The sequence below is a fragment of the Aquiflexum sp. genome (genome assembly GCF_041749095.1).
Taxonomy (GTDB): domain Bacteria; phylum Bacteroidota; class Bacteroidia; order Cytophagales; family Cyclobacteriaceae; genus Aquiflexum.
Genome location: NZ_JBGTCA010000219.1, coordinates 17007 through 37173 on the forward strand (window position 1 = coordinate 17007; position 20167 = coordinate 37173).

19 protein-coding genes are annotated in these 20167 nt (G+C 38.1%); 10 read left to right on the top strand and 9 right to left on the bottom strand.

Features of this window, described 5'->3' with window-relative positions; translation table 11 throughout:
• The first annotated feature begins 18 nt into the window (after window positions 1-18).
• The 3 genes from ACEW8O_RS10725 to surE all read left to right on the top strand — a co-directional run bounded on the left by ACEW8O_RS10725 (window position 19) and on the right by surE (window position 2774).
• Complete coding sequence (locus ACEW8O_RS10725) at window positions 19-1242, top strand: bifunctional 3,4-dihydroxy-2-butanone-4-phosphate synthase/GTP cyclohydrolase II (RefSeq protein WP_373494629.1); 1224 nt, start codon at window positions 19-21, stop codon at window positions 1240-1242.
• A 108-nt stretch (window positions 1243-1350) separates the two neighbouring features.
• Complete coding sequence (locus tag ACEW8O_RS10730) at window positions 1351-1986, top strand: hypothetical protein (protein ID WP_373494630.1); 636 nt, start codon at window positions 1351-1353, stop codon at window positions 1984-1986.
• A gap of 5 nt (window positions 1987-1991) precedes the next feature.
• On the top strand, window positions 1992-2774 hold the full coding sequence (gene surE, locus ACEW8O_RS10735; RefSeq protein WP_373494631.1) for a 5'/3'-nucleotidase SurE: 783 nt from the start codon (window positions 1992-1994) through the stop codon (window positions 2772-2774).
• A 149-nt stretch (window positions 2775-2923) separates the two neighbouring features.
• Here the strand turns inward: surE and ACEW8O_RS10740 are convergent, their stop codons facing one another.
• Window positions 2924-3757 (bottom strand): SDR family NAD(P)-dependent oxidoreductase, encoded by an 834-nt coding sequence (locus ACEW8O_RS10740; protein ID WP_373494632.1) that lies wholly within the window; start codon window positions 3755-3757, stop codon window positions 2924-2926.
• 246 nt (window positions 3758-4003) lie between these two features.
• On the opposite strand from ACEW8O_RS10740, the gene ACEW8O_RS10745 reads away from it, so the two are divergent.
• Genes ACEW8O_RS10745 through ACEW8O_RS10755 form a run of 3 tightly spaced genes read left to right on the top strand, consistent with a single transcriptional unit; the run spans window position 4004 to window position 6147 of the window.
• Window positions 4004-4819, top strand: coding sequence for a 1-acyl-sn-glycerol-3-phosphate acyltransferase (locus ACEW8O_RS10745; RefSeq protein ID WP_373494633.1), 816 nt, complete (start codon window positions 4004-4006; stop codon window positions 4817-4819).
• A 12-nt stretch (window positions 4820-4831) separates the two neighbouring features.
• Window positions 4832-5785, top strand: coding sequence for a GNAT family N-acetyltransferase (locus ACEW8O_RS10750; protein WP_373494634.1), 954 nt, complete (start codon window positions 4832-4834; stop codon window positions 5783-5785).
• On the top strand, window positions 5782-6147 hold the full coding sequence (locus ACEW8O_RS10755) for a CoA-binding protein (protein WP_373494635.1): 366 nt from the start codon (window positions 5782-5784) through the stop codon (window positions 6145-6147). The genes ACEW8O_RS10750 and ACEW8O_RS10755 overlap by 4 nt, the downstream gene beginning before the upstream one ends.
• Here ACEW8O_RS10755 and ACEW8O_RS10760 read toward each other — a convergent pair.
• From ACEW8O_RS10760 to ACEW8O_RS10770, 3 genes are all read right to left on the bottom strand, one after another.
• Entirely contained in the window at window positions 6144-7016 is an 873-nt protein-coding gene (locus tag ACEW8O_RS10760; RefSeq protein WP_373494636.1) for a Brp/Blh family beta-carotene 15,15'-dioxygenase, read from the bottom strand. The two genes, ACEW8O_RS10755 and ACEW8O_RS10760, sit on opposite strands and share 4 nt — an antisense overlap.
• Window positions 7003-8154, bottom strand: a complete 1152-nt coding sequence (locus ACEW8O_RS10765) for a lycopene cyclase family protein (protein WP_373494637.1) — start codon at window positions 8152-8154, stop codon at window positions 7003-7005. The genes ACEW8O_RS10760 and ACEW8O_RS10765 overlap by 14 nt, the downstream gene beginning before the upstream one ends.
• Window positions 8155-8218: 64 nt before the next feature.
• On the bottom strand, window positions 8219-8971 hold the full coding sequence (locus tag ACEW8O_RS10770; RefSeq protein ID WP_373494638.1) for a bacteriorhodopsin-like: 753 nt from the start codon (window positions 8969-8971) through the stop codon (window positions 8219-8221).
• Window positions 8972-9346: 375 nt separating this feature from the next.
• Between ACEW8O_RS10770 and gyrB the strand changes: the two genes are divergently transcribed.
• Entirely contained in the window at window positions 9347-11305 is a 1959-nt protein-coding gene (gyrB, locus tag ACEW8O_RS10775) for a DNA topoisomerase (ATP-hydrolyzing) subunit B (RefSeq protein ID WP_373494639.1), read from the top strand.
• A gap of 120 nt (window positions 11306-11425) precedes the next feature.
• The gene (gene ppk1 / locus ACEW8O_RS10780; protein ID WP_373494640.1) at window positions 11426-13552 is read left to right on the top strand and encodes a polyphosphate kinase 1; all 2127 of its coding nucleotides are present in this window, start codon (window positions 11426-11428) and stop codon (window positions 13550-13552) included.
• Between the two features lie 62 nt (window positions 13553-13614).
• On the opposite strand, the gene ACEW8O_RS10785 is transcribed toward ppk1, so the two are convergent.
• Window positions 13615-14598 (bottom strand): TerC family protein, encoded by a 984-nt coding sequence (locus ACEW8O_RS10785; RefSeq protein WP_373494641.1) that lies wholly within the window; start codon window positions 14596-14598, stop codon window positions 13615-13617.
• A 74-nt stretch (window positions 14599-14672) separates the two neighbouring features.
• On the bottom strand, window positions 14673-14954 hold the full coding sequence (locus tag ACEW8O_RS10790) for a DUF202 domain-containing protein (RefSeq protein ID WP_373494642.1): 282 nt from the start codon (window positions 14952-14954) through the stop codon (window positions 14673-14675).
• A gap of 173 nt (window positions 14955-15127) precedes the next feature.
• On the opposite strand from ACEW8O_RS10790, the gene ACEW8O_RS10795 reads away from it, so the two are divergent.
• Complete coding sequence (locus ACEW8O_RS10795) at window positions 15128-15613, top strand: cytidine/deoxycytidylate deaminase family protein (RefSeq protein WP_373494643.1); 486 nt, start codon at window positions 15128-15130, stop codon at window positions 15611-15613.
• On the opposite strand, the gene murB is transcribed toward ACEW8O_RS10795, so the two are convergent.
• Complete coding sequence (murB, locus tag ACEW8O_RS10800) at window positions 15610-16623, bottom strand: UDP-N-acetylmuramate dehydrogenase (RefSeq protein ID WP_373494644.1); 1014 nt, start codon at window positions 16621-16623, stop codon at window positions 15610-15612. The genes ACEW8O_RS10795 and murB overlap by 4 nt on opposite strands.
• 88 nt (window positions 16624-16711) lie before the next feature.
• Here murB and ACEW8O_RS10805 point away from each other — a divergent pair, with 88 nt between their 5' ends.
• Entirely contained in the window at window positions 16712-17650 is a 939-nt protein-coding gene (locus tag ACEW8O_RS10805) for a succinylglutamate desuccinylase/aspartoacylase family protein (RefSeq protein WP_373494645.1), read from the top strand.
• Between the two features lie 44 nt (window positions 17651-17694).
• On the opposite strand, the gene ACEW8O_RS10810 is transcribed toward ACEW8O_RS10805, so the two are convergent.
• Together ACEW8O_RS10810 and ACEW8O_RS10815 are read right to left on the bottom strand one after the other, a co-directional pair.
• Window positions 17695-18264: a hypothetical protein gene (locus tag ACEW8O_RS10810; RefSeq protein WP_373494646.1), complete on the bottom strand. Its 570-nt coding sequence runs from the start codon at window positions 18262-18264 to the stop codon at window positions 17695-17697.
• 157 nt (window positions 18265-18421) lie between these two features.
• Window positions 18422-20155 carry a phospho-sugar mutase gene (locus tag ACEW8O_RS10815; RefSeq protein WP_373494647.1) on the bottom strand — a complete coding sequence of 578 codons (1734 nt, stop codon included), beginning with the start codon at window positions 20153-20155 and terminating at the stop codon, window positions 18422-18424.
• Window positions 20156-20167 lie beyond the last annotated feature (12 nt).

Sequence of the window (20167 nt, forward strand, 5' to 3'; positions counted from 1 at the left end):
AAGTATCCTCAAATAATTATGTCAAAAAATATAGTGCTTCATACCATAGAAGAAGCGATCGAAGCCATTAAAAATGGAGAAGTGATCATAGTAGTGGATGATGAGGATAGAGAAAATGAAGGTGATTTTATCTGTGCAGCTGAAAAAGTGACCCCAGAGATCGTCAATTTTATGGCAACCCATGGCAGAGGTTTGATCTGTGCGCCTTTGATTGAAGACAGGTGCGAACAATTGGGGCTTCATTTGATGGTGGGTAACAACACTGCTACTTTTGAAACTCCCTTTACTGTTTCTGTAGATCTAATAGGCCATGGCTGTACCACAGGGATTTCGGCAAGTGACAGGGCAAAAACCATCAAAGCATTGGTGGATGATTCCATTCACCCTGATGAACTGGGAAAGCCTGGACATATATTTCCCCTCAAAGCAAAAAGAGGTGGGGTTTTGCGTCGGACAGGCCATACTGAGGCTGCCATAGATTTTGCCAGATTGGCGGGACTATCACCGGCAGGGGTATTGGTAGAAATCATGAATGAAGACGGCACCATGGCAAGACTGCCGGATTTGGTAAAGGTTTCTAAGAGGTTCAACCTTAAATTGGTTTCGATCAAAGATCTTATTGCCTATAGATTAAAAAACGAAAGTCTGATCAAAAGAGAAATCGGTGTAGATCTTCCGACCACATGGGGTGATTTTGACCTGATCGCATTTCGACAGACTAATACAGAAGATATTCACCTTGCTTTGATCAAAGGATCTTGGGAAAAAGATGAACCTATCATGGTCAGGGTTCATTCATCCTGTATCACAGGGGATATATTTGGAAGTTGTAGGTGTGATTGCGGACCACAGCTGCATTCTGCCATGGAAATGGTTGAAAAGGAAGGAAAAGGTGTTGTGCTCTACATGAATCAGGAGGGGAGAGGAATCGGACTTCTTAATAAATTAAAGGCATATAAGCTGCAGGAGCAAGGCATGGACACAGTACAGGCAAATTTGGCTTTGGGTTTTCCAATGGATAAAAGGGATTATGGTGTTGGTGCACAGATTCTAAGAGACCTTGATATCAGTAAAATCAGATTGATATCCAACAATCCCACAAAAAGAGTAGGGCTTTTGGGCTATGGTCTGGAAATAGTGGAACAGATTCCAATCGAAATCGCATCAAATCCCCACAATGAGAAATATCTTTCAACAAAAAGGGACAAAATGGGCCATACGATTCTCAAAAATCTGAAGTGATGGAATAATTTTATCCTTTGACTTACAAATTTGTGCTTAACAAAGGGTAGATTGTATCAACCAATTGCATTTAAGATTCGTTACTCAATTGAACCTAATATAACTAATATGAAAAATACATGCTTAGTTGCCATTTTCATATTTTTCCTCAGTATAGTATCGACAGCCCAAAACGGCAATTTTCCTTCACAGGTATGGCATAAAGGCCAGATAGTGACAGTTAGTGGCCAAGTTTATCAGGGAATGGTAAAATATGATTTGGACAATAATATTGTTCAATTGCAGCAAAATGGAGTTGAGACCTTTGGAGCCTCTAATGTTTTACAATTCGAAATTTACGATGAACAATATGGGGGCATAAGAAACTTTTTCTCTCTTCCTTATCCAATTGCAGGAGATTATGAAACCCCCGTTTTCTTTGAGATTCTGACTGAAGGAACAGATATAGTATTGATGTGCAGGGAATTTATTACCACAGATAACCGTGGCATGGGAATGTATGGTCCAATGGCCATGAATCCCTTGTGGGGCCCGCCTATAGCAGGTGTTTATAAGTTGGCATTCAATTACTATTTCCTAAAAGACGGAAAAATCCAACGCTACGCCCAAAAGAAAAAAGAATTGCTGGATATCCTTGGAGACAGGTCAGATGAAGTGGAACTTTATATGAGAAAAAACAGACTTTCACATGACAAAAGAGGAGATTTACTCCGGATTACAGCATATTACAATCAGATAAGATAATTTTTATGTCAAAAAAACCATTGATTTTGGTTTCCAACGATGATGGAATCACCTCCAAAGGCATCAGGGTATTGGTCAATATTATGAAACAATTGGGAGATGTGGTGGTCGTAGCACCGGATAGCCCACAATCAGGAATGGGACATGCCATCACTATCGGTGAAACACTTAGACTTTATGAAGAGGATATTTTCCCGGATGTTCTCGCCTATAAATCAAGCGGGACACCTGCAGACTGTGTCAAACTTGCCAAGCATTATGTGCTCAAAGACAGGTCACCTGATCTAGTGGTGAGCGGCATTAATCATGGCAGTAATACTTCCATATCAGTCCTTTATTCCGGAACCATGTCTGCTGCGATTGAAGGTGCATTGGAAGGTTTGCCCTCCATTGGCTTCAGTTTGTGTGATTATAGTTCCAAGGCTGATTTCGGACACACAGAAGAATATGTTTATAAAATTGCCAAGCAGGTTTTGGACAATGGGATTACTAAAGGGGTGGCCTTGAATGTTAATTTTCCTCCAAAAAGGAATGAATCTATAAAAGGTGTCAAAGTTTGCCGTCAAGCACATGCCAAATGGCAGGAGGAATTCTCTGAAAGATTTGATCCCAATGGAAGAAAATACTTTTGGATGGCGGGAAACTTTGTCAATTTTGACAAAGGAGAGGATAATGACGAATGGGCAATTGCCAATAATTATATATCAATTGTTCCTTGTCAATATGACCTTACTGCACATCATGCCATTAGTCAGATCAATAAAGATTGGGATTGGAACCAATTTTAATCAAAAAAAAATCCATACCCGAATTCTATTACAGGCCATCAATCCCTATCGAAAGTTTTATTTCAATACGCAATTTCCTACTTCGGACTTCGAACTTCCTACCAAATAAAAAGAATATTTCCTGTCTAATAGGAGGTCTTAAAATATTTTCACATCCACTTGGCCAGGGATTTTTCACTTACTTCCCATAATCTGTCTCTTAACTTTTTTGATGAGGCTTGTGATGAAGGCTTTTTGGGTTTACTCTTTTTAAAATAATAGCCATTGAGCGATTTGTTTATTTTGGTTTTTGCCAGAAAGATACTTGTTTTTGCACCTTGCTTTGGGGTAATCATAAATGGCGTTGCCAGTTTCCACAATAATTTGAATACCCCTGATGTATCCATGCCAAAATTTGATTTTACCACTCCGGGGTGTAGTGCATAAGTCCCTAATCCCTGATCTCCATAGCGGTCAACGAGCGATTTTGTAAACAGTATGTTAAAAAGTTTGACGTTTGCATAGGCATTGAACGAGCTATAGTCCTTCTTTTTATATTGAAGATCGTTGAAGTCGGGTCTTGCTGCCCGATGGGCTTCAGAACTCACATTGATTACTTTGGGTGATTTTGATTTCTGTAAGAGTGGCATCAATAGGTTTGTAAGCAAAAAATGACCTAAATGATTGACTGCATAAGTCAGTTCAAAATCATCAACAGTTACTTCTTTATTCTGAAATATCCCGCCGGCATTGTTGATCAGCACATCAATATTAGCAACTTCCTTTTGTATTAATCCCACTGCTTTGGTAACTGAATCCATATCAGCAAGGTCTATGGGGATAAATATAGCTTTTGGTTGCAAATCACTGGAAAGTGTTTCTATCAATGTTTTGGCTTTTTTGGGATTTCGGGCAAGGATCAAAGCCTTTTCACAATCCGGTATTAAGGCTTTTAAAGTTTCACTCCCGATTCCTGAAGTAGGTCCTGTAATGGCGAGAATCATATCTTAATTGTTTCTTATTGAAACCCAATCAAATAGATAAAGTTTCCTAAACCGTATGAAAATAATATTCTGCAATTAGACAAATCGCATTATGGATAAGTAAAAATTTGTATTTTTAAGACCTGTAAATAATAAAAATTTAAGAATCAGGAAACTGTATAATTAAAAAAATATATCGACCCCTGTAACAGTCAGGAAGTTAAAAGAAACCTAAAGTCCTTATGTTATCCATAACTCAGGCGAAAAGTGAAAGAAAAATCCAAATTTATTGATATTGAAAAAATTCTAAAAGATAAAAATGCCAAGTTGCACAGTTGGCTTCCAGGTTTTGCATTGAAGTACATCAAGAGGGTTGTTCATGAAAATGATATCAATGAGGTTATGACCAATATTGGACACCTCCACGGCTTGGATTTTGTCAATGCCCTCATCAAAGAATTTGGAGTCGAGGTGACTTTGGAAGGTGAAGAAAACATCCCTTTGGACAGATCAGTGATTTTCGCATCCAATCACCCACTTGGAGGTTTGGACGGAGTAGCATTTATGTATGCATTGGGAAAATACAGATCTGATATCCGTGTTTTGGTCAATGATATACTTACCAATATAAAGAATTTTGAACCGATGTTCATTCCTGTCAATAAACATGGATCCAATAGTCGTCAGGTAACCCAACTAATTGAGGAGACTTATGCAAGTGATAATGCCCTTTTGGTTTTTCCGGCTGGCTTGGTATCCAGAAAACAATCAATGGGGATTATGGATTTGGAATGGAAAAAGAGTTTCATCAGTAAATCAAAAAAATATAAGCGGGATGTGGTTCCTGTTTTTATTGAGGGAAGAAACTCCAATTTTTTTTATAATTTGGCTAAATTCCGGAAAATGGCGGGTATCAAAGCTAATATTGAAATGTTTTATCTCCCCGACGAAATGTTTGCCCAAAGGGGCAAAAAAGTAATAATTCATGTAGGAAAACCGATTTCTTACAAGTATTTTGATCATACCAAAAATGAAAAATTCTGGGCCGATGAGGTAAAGTCTATCGTTTACCAAATGGCCTAAAAAGATAATTTTATGCAAGCAATTATACCTTCTGTTGACAAGGAACTCTTAATGAAAGAACTCAATCCTGACCGGTTTCTAAGGTATGCCAATAATGGTGACAACCACATTTATCTGGTGGATTACCACAATGCACCAAATACAATCAAGGAAATCGGGAGGCTACGGGAGTTGACATTTAGGGCAGCAGGAGGGGGAACCGGACTTCCTTTGGACATTGATGATAATGATACTTCAGATAACTGTTACAAGCAATTGATCACCTGGAATCCTGAAGAGGAAGAAATCGTGGCAGGATATAGGTTGATTCATTGCAACGAAGCTGGCCTTGATTCTCAGGGGAATATCAATCTCTCCACAGCACATTTGTTTGATTTTTCAAAAAAATTTATAGACAATTACATCCCTTATACAATAGAACTTGGAAGGTCTTTTGTACAGCCCAAATACCAACCAAGTATCAATAACAGAAAGGGACTTTTTTCTCTCGACAACCTTTGGGATGGATTGGGAGCAATAGTCATGTTGAATCCGGATGTGAAATACCTTTTTGGTAAAGTAACCATGTATCCCCATTACAATAGAGAGGCAAGGGATTTATTGCTGTTTTTCATGAATTATTATTTTCCTGATGAAGATGTTCTGGTCAAACCAATGGAACATCTTACCCTCACTTATGAAACGGACGTTTCCTCTTTGGATAAGATTTTTGATGGGTTGGACTACAAAGAAGGGTATAAGGTCCTCAACAGCCGTATCAGGTCCTGCGGGGAAAACATTCCACCCTTAATCAATACCTACATGAATCTTTCCCCTACCATGAAAACTTTTGGAACGGCCTTGAACGATGAATTTGGAGCTGTGGAAGAAACAGGTATCATGATTACCATCAAAGATATCTATGACAGCAAAAAACACAGGCACATGGAAACCTTTGAGAGAGATAGGATGTTTGGAAGCCGATGAAGAAGACAGTAATAATCGGGGCTTCCAATAACCCCAGCAGATATGCCTATGTTGCCGCTAATATGCTTTCACAAAGATCAATTCCCTTTGTGCCGGTAGGCATCAAAAAAGGTCAGCTCTTTGGAGAAGAAATTTTAGATCTGAGGCTTAAGCCTTCTATTGAGGATGTTCATACGGTCACCCTATACCTTGGACCGCAAAACCAGGTAGAATGGTATGATTACATAATTTCTTTAAATCCCAAAAGGATAATCTTTAATCCAGGAACTGAAAACCAAGAATTCATGAAAATGGCAAAAGAAAATGACATTGAGGTTTGTCCTGCCTGTAATTTGGTATTGCTGAGTACAGGTCAGTTTTAAAGTTTTTTTGCCACCAGAAATATGTTCATAAACCAAATATGAGGGGCAGATATCAAAGCGATCAAAATAAAAAAAATCAAAGTCAGTTCATTTTCTTCCATTCGACGTGAAAAAACACCTAAAATGATCGCAATCCCTACCAAACTGATCAAACTGAAGGGTAGCAAACTGGAAATAAAAGATATTATTTTGTTCCCGGCTAAATGATGTTTCAATGTTTGGTATTCAATCAGCATACTGGGCAATGCATGCCAAAAGCCGAAGTAAATAATAAATCCCAACAGTAACGGGACCAAATAAAGTACAGAACCAAGTACAATCATTTCCGTCCAAATCATCACTTTCTTTTTTTCTTGAATATATAAAAGCAAAAAAGTGTTCAATGAAAATAAAACTGGAATTATAAACCAACCGATATTTTCCCAGTCTTTGAGGTTAATTGTATTTTCTAAAATAAAAGCAGTCGTCTCAAAATCTCCCCATAAAATCACACATAAATAAAATGCTCCCAGAGAAAAGTAGGTGAGACTTTTTAAATTGTTGATTCTGTCATTGATAAAATGACTTTGACCAAAATGAAAAGACGACATCAAAATAAATAATAGTAATGCAGTTTTTGGAAAGAAATACCAAACCAATAAATATGCTGCAATGATCAATACATACTTTGAGAGGAATTTATATAAGTTCTTTTTTTCCATTCGAGGATTTGCCAGCAAATGGTCGATGGCACCATGGGGGATTCCGATTGTGACCATAATTATCCCAAACCATATCCACTGATAGGTTTCACTTCCCTCAAAGAAAACAAGGAAGACAATCCCAATTAACAGCCCCAGGATTTTTCCTATTGTTTCAATGTTTTCCATAGTGAAAAAGTGATTTGATAAATATTCCGTACTTTAATCGACCCAATATTTTCAGTTCCTCCCATAAAGAACTTTCCTCATTCAAAAATCTTAGAACTTGATGCCCATGGTTTATTTCAAACATTTCCTTAAAAATCCCTGGTAATTCAGATGGCCAGTTTACTGCAATATTTAATAGTATATTGTCATAAAAAGACAATCTTTTCTTCCTATTCCAATTGAAGTTTTTTTCAGCACTATCATCCATTAACTGATTAACAATCAGTTTGCAATGTTTTTGAATATTGTAAAAAGTGTAACCTGTTGAGGGTTTGGTACATCCTGCCAAAGTGCCAATTGGAATGATATTAGATTCATTTTGCTGGTTGAAATTTTTCGTGGTCATTGGTATGGTTCCAAATTCCTTGAACAGAATTTCGAATTCAACTAAACCCAGATTATTTTTAAGATAATCTGCCAACTTTTTTTCCAACAACTCGATGGGTGCCTTATCCTTGGTATAAAGTGTAAATTCCACAAGTGCTTCGGATTCATTGTATGGCAGAATATAAAAAAATTCAGGTTCCTTGTTCGTTATTTCCGGGAAATGCATAAGCGTCACTGCACTTTCATCAAAACAATAATCTTTGCATCTTATTTTCCATCCAACAAAAGTTTGGTTAAGAATTGAACCCTCTATATTTTCTTGACCTAATGGAATGCTATTAAATACTTTTAAACCATAGAAATTACCATTACGCTCTGTCTGAACAATGACTTTACCGTCATTAATTTGTTTCAAGTCCGAGATGTGATCATTTACAAAAGTGACATTAGAAAACCTTTTAATTTCATCAATTATTTCCCTGTAAAAATCCGAAGACTTTATATGAAAGTATTTGTATTTGCCCAGTTTACTTTGAACTTTTTCCTTACCACTAATTACATTGATTTTTTCCCAAAATACCAAAGGACTGCTTTTAGGATGTATACTTAATGGATTTTCTGCCCAATAACACCAAGTCCTATCGTTTTTGGATTTTGTAGAATAATCAATTATTAGGATTTTTTTATCCTTTAAGGGACTATCCAGCAGGTAATACATCAAGCTCATTCCGGCACATCCAAGTCCCGTCACTACAAAATCAAAAGTTATCATGGGATGGTAAGGATTAAATAGAAAAGGCTGTCCGAACCAATGGACAGCCTTTTAAATAATTTGATCAAACTAATGCAGCTTTTTTGTTTTTGTTGCTTTCTGAAATAGCTACTGAATAAATTACCAGTCCAAAACCAATTTTGTTTATTGCATCTGCCAAGTTATAGAAGAGGTCAATGCTACTTACTTCAAATGCCCCTGATAGGAGATTTCCTGGTAGTACCATGTATCCAATCGGATAAATAGACCATCCCAAAGTGATGAATATCTTTAAGAGGAACATGGCATTTGCTAAGGCAGGGCTATTTGAATTACGGGAAAGTTTGGCTACATCACCGAAGAATACTTCATACACAATGTAAAGATATCCAACTGTTGAAAGCACTCCCCAAAAGATGTTTTCTTCGATTCCGGATGTTTCTCCAATATAACCTGCTACCAACATCAATAATGATGCGATTATCAACTTGGTCAAGGTACTTCTTTTCGCACCAAAAGGCTTGGTCAAAAGATAAAACTCAACACACATCAGAGGAACTGTCAAAGTCCAATCCACATATCTAAATGCAGTGGGACTTTGGCCTGTTAAGAGATAGAAATCTCTCATGTAATAATAGTGGACCGCTGCAATACCGGTAATCAAACCTGAAACCAATAAAGAAGTTTTCCATTTGTCGCTTACGGAGCTTCTTTCAACGAAGAAAAAAACTGCTGAAGCAAACATGGCCATGTATCCTATAAAAAAGGTGATGGCTACCGGGTCGCTGTTGATGATCTTATCAAGACCTAACAAATCAGCTGTTAAGATGCTGTTCATAGTTAATTGATTTTAAATGTTTTGTTTTAGAGAAATTTTATTTGGATTGATTAGTATCGATAAAAGAGATATAGAATTATATTTGTTTAACCTTTTTATAAAAAAAGTAAACAAATGTAAATGAATGGATGATTTCCTGAATTGAATAGTCCAAAACAGGTATGCATCAAAATCGAATCGTTTTTAAGAGTTTGACCTTTGAGTATGAACATTTCGAAATTTGGTAAATATCAAGTCAGCTATATTTACTCTCAAAGGTTGTGTTTATCGTCTCATTTGGGTATGCGCTCTCATTTTTTTTGCGTATTATTACGGTTTGAAAAACAGTAAAAAAAATCTCTTTTTTGAGAAAGAAAAAGGCATTTTAAACATCATATGAGCGAAAATAAAGAAGTAAACAAGCATGATTATTCGGCAGGCAATATTCAGGTTTTAGAAGGATTAGAAGCAGTAAGAAAAAGACCTGCCATGTACATAGGCGATATAGGGGTACGGGGCTTACATCACTTAATTTGGGAAGTTGTAGATAACTCTATTGATGAGGCACTTGCAGGGCATTGCGATACCATTCGTGTCACCATCAATGAAGACAATTCGGTGACTGTGGAGGATAACGGTAGGGGAATTCCTACTGACATGCACCAAAAAGAAAAAAAGTCGGCATTGGAAGTTGTTATGACAGTCCTGCATGCGGGAGGCAAATTTGATAAAGACACCTATAAAGTTTCCGGAGGCCTACACGGTGTTGGTGTTTCCTGTGTGAATGCCCTATCCACTATGCTCAAAGCGACCGTACATAGGAATGGAAAGGTTTATGAACAAGAATATAATATTGGTGTTCCTCAATATCCGGTAAGGGAAATCGGGTCCACTGATAAGCGTGGCACTACTATTCACTTCAAACCTGACGAAAGTATCTTTGTCATATCTGAATATAAATACGAAACCATCGCTACAAGAATGAGGGAAATGTCTTTCTTGAATGCAGGGATAAGGATTTACCTTACTGACATGAGGGAGTTGGAAGAGGATGGGACCCCAAGGTCTGATGAGTTTTATTCAGAAGGAGGTCTTGTTGAATTTGTTCAATACCTGGATGAGAATAAAGAAAAAATAATTGAGTACCCTATTTATATCGAATCTGAAAAAAATGGTGTGCCTGTTCAGGTTGCCATGAATTATAATTCTTCCTATTCAGAAAATGTGGTTTCCTATGTGAATACCATCAATACTTACGAAGGAGGTACGCACGTTTCCGGGTTTAGAAGGGCTCTAACCAGAACTCTGAAAAGTTATGCTGATAAATCTGGGATGTTGGACAAATTGAAGTTGGAAGTTTCTGGCGATGATTTTCGTGAAGGGTTGACAGCGGTAATTTCCGTAAAAGTACAAGAACCGCAATTTGAAGGGCAGACTAAAACCAAATTGGGAAATTCTGATGTTTTGGGTGCTGTAGATAGTTCGGTTTCCGAAGTTCTTCAAATCTGGTTGGAAGAACATCCCAAAGAAGCAAAAACCATCGTTGGAAAAGTAATTCTGGCCGCACAAGCAAGACATGCTGCCAGAAAAGCCAGGGAAATGGTACAACGTAAAAGTGTCCTGGGAGGAGGTGGCTTGCCAGGAAAACTTGCGGATTGTGCCAATTCAGATCCTGCTCTTTGTGAATTGTATCTGGTTGAAGGTGACTCAGCTGGCGGTTCAGCCAAGCAGGGAAGGGACAGGGAGTTCCAGGCAATACTTCCATTGAAGGGTAAAATCCTAAATGTTGAGAAAGCCCATGAACACAAAATCTATGACAATGACGAGATCAAAAATATCCTTACTGCCCTTGGTGTAAAGTTTGGAACTGTAAGTGATGACAAAGAATTGGATCTTTCCCATTTGAGATACCATAAGATCATCATCATGACTGATGCTGATATTGATGGTTCCCACATTAGGACCTTGATACTGACATTGTTTTTCAGGTATATGAGATCCTTGATTGAACATGGATATGTATATATCGCCCAGCCGCCGTTGTATTTGCTAAAAAAAGGTAAAGATGAAAGGTATGCTTACAATGAGGAAGAAAGAAAAACCATCACCAGAGAAATGGTGGGTGAAGGTAAAGAAGACAGCATTAATTTACAGAGATACAAAGGTCTTGGAGAAATGAATCCGGAACAATTGTGGACTACAACAATGGATCCTAATACCCGGACTTTGAAGCAGGTCACAATAGATTCAGCAGCAGAAGCCGATCATCTGTTTTCTATGCTGATGGGAGACGAAGTAGCTCCAAGAAGGGATTTTATAGAAAAGAATGCCAAATACGCCAAGATCGACTCCTGATAAAACAAAACTTAAAAGGGGCTTTTGCCCCCTTTTTTTTATTTAATTAATAAATTGTTAAAATTATAAATGATTTCAGTCATTTGAATTTGCTTAGTTTTACCGTTGTTTTAGCTCATTATGAAAATAGCCTCTAAAGATAAATTTGACAGTATCGTTGACAGCAGTGACTTGGTCAGCAGGGATCTGAGTTGGATCAAGTTCAATGAAAGGGTATTGGACCAGTCAAAAAAAGAAGGAAGATCAATATTTGAAAAATTGAAATTTTTGGCTATTACAGCTTCAAATCTCGATGAGTTTTTTATGATCAGAATTGGTTCCTTGTACAATTACCTTGACTATGATAAGGAAAGGGTGGATTATTCAGGATTACGAGAGGAACCGTTCAAGATTAAGCTTATGCTGGAATGTCAGCAGTTTCATAAGCGGCAACAGGAGCATTTCCTCAATAATCTGCTTCCAAATATGTCCAAATCAGGTTTTATACTAAGCAATGTAAGAAACCTTGAACCTGATGAAAGGGAATATATTAAAGCATATTTTATGAAAGCAGTTTATCCTATGCTGACGCCGATGGTATTCGACGGATATAGGACCTTTCCGATTATAATGAATAAGCTTTTGGTTTTCGGTGTGGTCACATTGGCACCGGGAGATAAAAAAGAAAACAAGAAATTGTCATTTGTTCAGATTCCAGCTAACATACCAAGGTTTTTTGAAATAGAGCGTGAGGACATGGTGCTGTTCATCCCCATTGAGGAAGTGATCAGGGAAAACATAGTGACATTGTTCAGAAATGTGAATATCGAATCTATCAACCTATTCCGAATTACCCGAAACGGTGATTTTACCCTTGAAGAAAGTGAGGACATGGATGCCAACTTTCTTGAAGAAGTAAAAAGAAAACTCAATGAAAGGAAAACGGGGCGGGTTGTCAGAATTGAAATAGAGGAAGGGTATAGCAGATGGATGATCAACTTGCTCAAAGAAAGATGGAATATTCAGGATGACAGTATTTTCAAAGTAGATAGATCCAGTATGCTGGACTTTAATGGTCTTTGGCAATTCATTGGAAACAAACGTTTTAAAGATAAATTGCCTCAGGTACCGGCACCTGTTCCACCAATTTCCTATCCCGAAGACAGTTCTGATGATATTTTTCAGGTTTTGAAGGGGAGGGATATACTTTTGCACCACCCTTATAATAATATTGACCGAATTCTTGAACTTATAGAAAAGGCTGTTGAAGACCCCAATGTGATGGCAATCAAAATGACCATTTACAGGTTAGCTAAAGATTCGAGAATCACAAGAGCATTATTAAGGGCCGCTGAAAATGGCAAACACGTTTCGGTATTGTTTGAGGTAAAGGCAAGATTCGACGAGGAAAACAATATCAGAGAAGCCAAAAAACTTCAAAAAGCAGGGTGTTTTGTGATTTATGGTATCAGCAACGTTAAAACCCATACGAAGCTATTGCTGATTGTCAAAAAAGATGAGAATTACGTGACCAGATATGTTCATTTGGGAACAGGAAATTACAATGAAGAAACATCCAGATTATATACCGATATCGGTCTTTTGACCACAAATGAGGTGTTGGCCAATGATGTATCGGAATTCTTCAACGTTATCACCGGACATTCCATGCCCATGACGTATAAGAATCTGATTACAGCACCCCGTGACATGAGAAATCAGCTGATAGAGTTCATTGAACATGAAGCAGAGAATGCCCGAAATGGATTGCCTTCCGGGATCTTTATCAAAGTCAATTCCTTAGAGGATTCGGAGATTATTTATGCTTTATACCGGGCCTCACAATCAGGAGTGACCATCAAACTTATCGTCAGGGGCATTTGCTGTTTGAGACCAGGTAGAGCAGGATTAAGTGAAAATATTGAAGTATTGTCTTTGGTAGGGGACTTTCTGGAACATTCAAGGATTTATCATTTCCATAATAATGGTGAAACCAGAACTTACGCCGGTAGTGCTGATATGATGGTCAGAAGTTTTGACAAAAGACTCGAATCTCTTTTTAGGGTTGAGGACTCTTTGTTGGAAAAGCAATTGATGAATATCATTGCCTACAACTTAAAGGACAATGTAAATGCCTATACCATGCTTGAAGATGGAACTTATGTTCTAAAAATCCCTCAGGTCGATGAGGAAGAATTCAATGTCCATAAGGAATTTTTTGATGTAAGGGTAGAGGATGTAATGTCTGTCAAACTGGTTCAAAATTGATGAAATAAGCCCTGACCATCAGGGCTTTTGAGGAAATTACAATAACGCTATCGATATAAAACCTAATCTAATTTTTCTTCATTATATCTCATAAGTGAAAATATAATACTCAATGCAAGAATCCCGAAAACCAAACCCAGAGAGACGGGTGAAGGGACATGGAAAGTGGCAGACAATATCATTTTGAGTCCAATGAATCCCAGTATAAATGATAGTCCGTGTTGGAGGTAATGGAAAAGCTCGAAGCTGTTTGCCAACAGAAAGTATAAAGCCCTCAAACCCAATATTGCAAAGATGTTTGAGGTGTATAGAATAATGGGATCTTTGGAAATCGCAAAAATAGCAGGGATGGAATCAACAGCGAATAGTAAATCCGTGAATTCAATGACGGCCACTACCACAAAAAGCTGAGTAACAAATCTCTTACCATTGATCCTGACAAAGAAATTGCCACCATGATATCTAGGATCCACCCTGAACAACTGATGTATCAGTTTGGTCCCGATAGAATTTGAAAAATCCCTATCACTTTCATCCTCTTCTTTACTTGTCCAGGATTTTAATCCGGCATAAAGTAGAAATATTCCAAAAAGAGTCATAACGATATTGACCTTGAAATGTCTTCCCATCCAGTGGAATTCAGGCAGGTAGGTGAGCTCGATAAGTTTTACTCCAAAAAAAATAAATAAGCCCCGCATCACGATTGCACCCAAAATACCGTAAAAAAGAACCCTATGTTGGTATTTGTCAGGAACTTTGAAGAATCTGAATACAAGGATAAATACAAAGAGGTTATCTACACTCAGTGCTTTTTCTATCAAAAAAGCGGAATAGTATTGGGAAGCTTTTTCCAATCCAAAATCCCAATAAATATACAATCCAAAAAGCAAACCTATACCTATCCATACAATAGACCAATATAGAGCTTCTTTAGTGGTTACTTTGTGCGCCTCACGGTTAAAAACCAATAAATCAAGGGCCAGTAGCCCTAATATAACTACACCAAAACCTAAAAGGACATATCCTTCTTCTCGTAAATAATCCAAAATGGTCTATTCTTTATTTCCCGATGATCAAGTTTCAAAAATGCTTTAAAAAACCGAAAGAAATGAAAATGACTTTACATTTTTTGGTAATTGTGTTTTCTGAGTTTTTTCTTTACTCTAAAGAAACTATAAAATCCCAGTAACAACATCCCCAAACTCAATGCGAATCCCAGATAACCCAAATGTCTGATATGTGATAATGCATTGACTTCCATAAGTGCCGTCCCGCTTACCAAAAAGTACAAAGCTGTTCGGATATAAGATAACAAGGTGCGGTCATTTGCAAGTTTGGTTCTCTGTCTTGCAAGATAATCTCTTACAATCAGTTCGTTATTGGTATCGTTTTCTTCAGTCATTGGTATAGAGGTTTGATTCAAATATCGGCAAAAAACCTCTTTTGGCCTGTGATGATTTCAAAAATTGATGAATTTTAATTGATCCGGTGTAATTAATTTTTGACTTTGATTACTTTTGAGACCGATATAAATTCATGTGTCCAAAGAAATGGAATATCAATTTTGAAAGAATTATGAGTAATAGACCGAATTTTGATGATATTTTTATGGAATTGGCTGTGAATCTGGCGAAAAGGTCCCATTGCATTAAAAAGCATGTTGGAGCTGTGTTGACCAAGGAAACCAGGATAATCTCCATTGGTTACAATGGTCCGCCATCAGGAACCCATAATTGCGATGAGGAGTTTCCGGAACATGGCTGTGCACGCGACAGCAAAGGCAGCTGTACTTTGGCGATTCATGCGGAACAGAATGCCATCCTCTATGCAGTCAAAAACAACACCTCAGTTGAAGGTTCTACTTTGTATGTGACACTTGCACCTTGTTTGGCCTGCGCCAGGATCATTTTTTCGATGGGAATTGTCAAACTGGTCTATCTGTATTCTTACGCCGAATACAAAGGCTTACCATCTGATGAGGGGATTGACTTCCTGACCAAATTCGGGGTAGAAGTGATGAAGTATTCCAAAGAAATTGCAATTGAAGATCCTTTGATTTAGAGGAAATTCACTTCGGGATGAAGAAGGATTCCGAATTGTTGAAGCACCGATTGCTGGATTTTCTCGCTGAGCAGTTTGATGTCATGGCCATCTCCACCACCATAATTTACAAGGACTAATGGTTGGTTTTTATGAACTCCGATTTTATCAAAAGTTTTTCCTTTCCAACCTGCTTTTTCAATCAGCCATGCAGCAGGGATTTTCACACCCTGTTCGTTTGGAAACGAAGGGATTTCAGGATAGGCTTTTTTTAAGGTTTCAAAAAAATCAAAAGGTACAGTTGGGTTTTTGAAAAAGCTTCCCGCATTTCCAATAACTTTGGGATCAGGGAGTTTGCTCTGTCTGATTTGTATGACAGCTTTGCTGATAAAGGCAATGCTTGGTGTTTTTACTCCCATTTCTTCTAAAGTCTGTTTGATGGAGCCATATTCCATGTGGAATACAGGTTTCTTTTTTAATGAAAAAATCACTTTGGTGATTACAAATTGGTTTTTGAGGTCATTTTTGAAAACACTGTCCCTGTATCCAAAACCGCAATCACCGGCATTAAAAACCTTCATTTCCAATGTGTCTCTGTTAATTGCTTGGAGAGATTGGAATATCTCTTTGATTTCCACACCATAAGCTCCAATGTTCTGCATGGGTGAAGCTCCAACGGTTCCCGGAATGAGAGATAGATTTTCAGCGCCGGCCCAGTCATTTTCTATGCAATGGAGCACAAAAGTATGCCAATTTTCACCCGCTCCAACTTCCACAAAAACTTCATCTTCATTTTCTCCAATGATCTTGATTCCTGTAATTTCCATTTTAATGACCAAGGCATCGAGATCTTTGGTCAGCAGGATATTACTTCCTCCTCCTAAAATAAAAATGGGAAGGTTGGATTTTTTCGCAAAATCAAGGGCTTGTTTGACATCTTCTTCAGATTTAGCTTTGACAAAAAATTTGGCTTTTTTATCAATTCCAAAAGTATTGAATGGCTGAAGAGAGATGTTTTCTTGTATATTCATGCTGTGAAATTGAACTCGCGAATTAAGTAAGAATTTGATCAAATTGAAAGCTTAGCACCTTTTTACCCAATTTACAATTGAGATATTTATGAAAGAAATGATCATCAACGGGATCCGGATCAGACCTGGGCAAACCTTGAATATAGATATTGCGATTGCAAGGCTTCCTACCCACACATTGATTGATTTACCCGTTTTTATCAAAAGAGCCAAAGAGGATGGTCCGGTTGTGTTGATTTCAGGAGGAATCCATGGTGATGAGGTCAATGGAATTGTGGCCGTAAGAAAAATGCTGGAGGAAGAAATCATAGTTCCGGTCAAAGGGACCATAATTTTTATGCCTTTGGTGAATGTCTATGGTTTTTTGAGCAGTTCCAGAACATTTCCTGACGGCAGGGATCTCAACAGGAGTTTTCCGGGAAGCAAGAAGGGTTCGCTGGCTTCTCAGATAGCTTTTATTTTGTCCAATGAAATCATTCCGATTATAGATTACGGGATTGATTTTCACACAGGTGGCAGGATGCTTTCCAATTTTCCGCAGATCCGAGTGGATTATAAGGACAAAAGAGGACTGGAATTGGCAAATGCTTTTGGGACACATTTTATTCTCAATTCCCCCCATATTGACAAGTCATTCAGAAAAGAGGCATATAAAAGGCGAAAGCATATCATTGTCTATGAAGGAGGGGAATCTATGAGACTGGATGATTATGCTGTTGAGGAGGCAATTTCAGGTACCAAAAGGATGTTGATTTATTTGGGCATGCTGGAAAGTGAAACGGCCTCAAAATCTACCATTATGATTAAGGAAAGCTCATGGGTAAGGGCCAAAGTTTCAGGAATTTTTACTTCTAATGTGAAATTAGGTGACGAAGTTAAAAAAGGTCAGATCATTGCAAAAATAACAGATCCCTATGGTCAGGTAAAAGTGCCTGTAAAGGCCACCAATAACGGACATGTCGTAGGACTGAACAACAACCCTGTTGTCAATTCGGGAGATGCCCTTGTGCACATAGGAAGGGTTTAAAAAATAAAAAAGCCGGAATGTCCGGCTTTCATAAGATTTTTTGGTTATCTCAATGAGACAAAGTTTGGTATGAAAAACTCTCCATCTGTCAGGTTAAGAGGGGTTCGTTGGCTAAGTTCTCCTGTATGGTTCAAGTCAAAAACAACAGCCTCGAATCTTCCAATAGAGCCTTCTGTGGTCAGGCCGGTAAGCGTCAAAGACCCATTGTCCATGGCACCTGGATTTTGGCTTTGTAGCAGCGTTGCGCCGTATTCTTTGCCATTTTCATCTAAATAAATAAAAGTCAGTACAGGAGTAGGCTGGCTATTGACAAATACGGTTCTTTGCATTTCATACTTTAATCCATATTCGGGGGCAACAGTAGTTCTGAGTGATATGATTACCGCATTTTTATTAGGGTCGCTTCCTGTGACAAAAGTAAATAGGGTAAATCGATTATCCGAGTTTGGGTCTTCTATAAATACTATATTGGCATCATTGCTGGCTTTAAATTCTTTTTCTACCCCATTCACTTTGAACTTATAAAAATAATTGGGTCTTGGCTCGTCTTTATTACAGGAAGAAAAAGCAAATACAACAAACAGGCACAGCAGGAGAATTTTTGTGATTTTCATTTTTAATTTAGTTGGTTTTGTTTTACTAAACGGCTTTACGGAATATTAGGGTGCAATGTAGCTCACAAAAATATATTAAAAATCAGATAAATTATCAAATCAAACAAAAAGCCCTTTCAGATTACTGAGAGGGCTTTTTGTCGGGTTCGAATTTTTGCTAGGCAAAATATTTTTTTAATCCTTCTATTTTCTTATCAAGAGATTCCTTTACTGCTTGATAAGCTTCCCTGTTGGGAAGTGCTTCGTTGACCGAGAAATAATATTTGATCTTTGGTTCGGTTCCTGATGGCCTTGCAGAAATTTTACTGCCATCTTCAAGGTAGAATTGGATGACATTGGATTTGTCCATCTTCAGTTCAGATTCTGTACCGCTCACTAGGTCGTATATTTTGCTCTCCTTCACATCTACAATTTTCACTACTTTGATACCGTTCATTTCGGTCGGGCGGTTGGTCCGGAATCCGGTCATGAGTTTTTGGATCTGCTCTGCACCGTCTTTGCCCTTTTTGGTAACAGAAATGAGGGATTCTTTGTAAAACCCGAATTGCATATATATTTCAGCAAGGACATCCTGAATGGATTTCCCCTTTGTTTTGTAGTATGCGACAATTTCTGCCACCATCGCACAAGCGGAATTCCCGTCTTTATCTCTCACAAAATCCCCGATCAAATAGCCGTAACTTTCTTCTCCACCGCCAATAAATTCTTTCTTTCCTTCAAGGTTTCTGATTATTTCGGCTATGTTTTTAAATCCTGTAAGTACTGAATAGCAGGTTACTCCAAAATCCCTGCAGATTTCATCTATCAATTCTGTGGTCACGATGGTATTCACCATAAACTGGTGACCGGTCAGTTTGCCATGTTCTCTCCATTTGCTCAGTAGATAATAGGTCAATAAGGCCCCTGTCTGATTTCCGTTCAATAACTCAAAATCTCCCTGCCCATCCGGGATGCATGCCGCATATCGGTCACCATCAGGGTCACAGGCCAATACAAGTTCAGCCCCGATCTTTTTGCCAAGTTCAATAGACATATTCAATGCCTCGGCCTCCTCTGGGTTTGGATAAATAACTGTAGGGAATGTCCCGTCAGGTTCGGCCTGTTCTTTGACGACATGGATATTTTCAAAGCCGAAGACTTTTAAGGAAGCGGGTACCATCTTCCCTGATGCGCCATGGATAGGGGAAAATACAATTGGCATTGCCCTATGAAGCATGATCGCATTGGGTGATAAACTGAGTTTTTTGATTAAATTCAGATAAATCAAGTCAAAATCCTCTTCTATATATTCAATGAAATTGTCGTTTTTGTTCCAATTGACATCATCAATTGAATGGATTTTTTGAACTTCATCAATGATGTTTTTGTCATGTGGTGCCACTACCTGACCACCATCATCCCAATATGCTTTATATCCATTGTATTCTTTTGGATTGTGGGAGGCAGTTACCATGACTCCGCTTTTGCAGCCAAAATACCTGATGGCAAATGAAAGCATTGGCGTTGGACGAAGTTCTCTGAAGTATTTGACTTTAATGCCATTGGCTGTAAAGACATTCGCAGTAGTATCAGCAAACAAAGTATTGTTGATCCTGCAATCATGTGTGATGGCAACTTTGATTTCTTCATCAGGAAAACACTTGATGAGATAATTGGCAAGCCCTTGGGTGGCCATGGCTATGGTATAAACGTTGACCCTGTTAGAGCCGACACCCATTAGCCCCCTTAATCCTCCTGTACCGAATTCCAAATCCCTGTAAAAGGAATCGATCAATTCAGTTTTGTCCGGGGATTTAAGCAGCGCACGGATTTCTGATTTGCTTTTTTCATCAATATTACTGTTCAGCCAGCTTTCAGCTTTGGCGGTAATCATTGGATCTATTTGTGTCATTTTGGAAAAAGT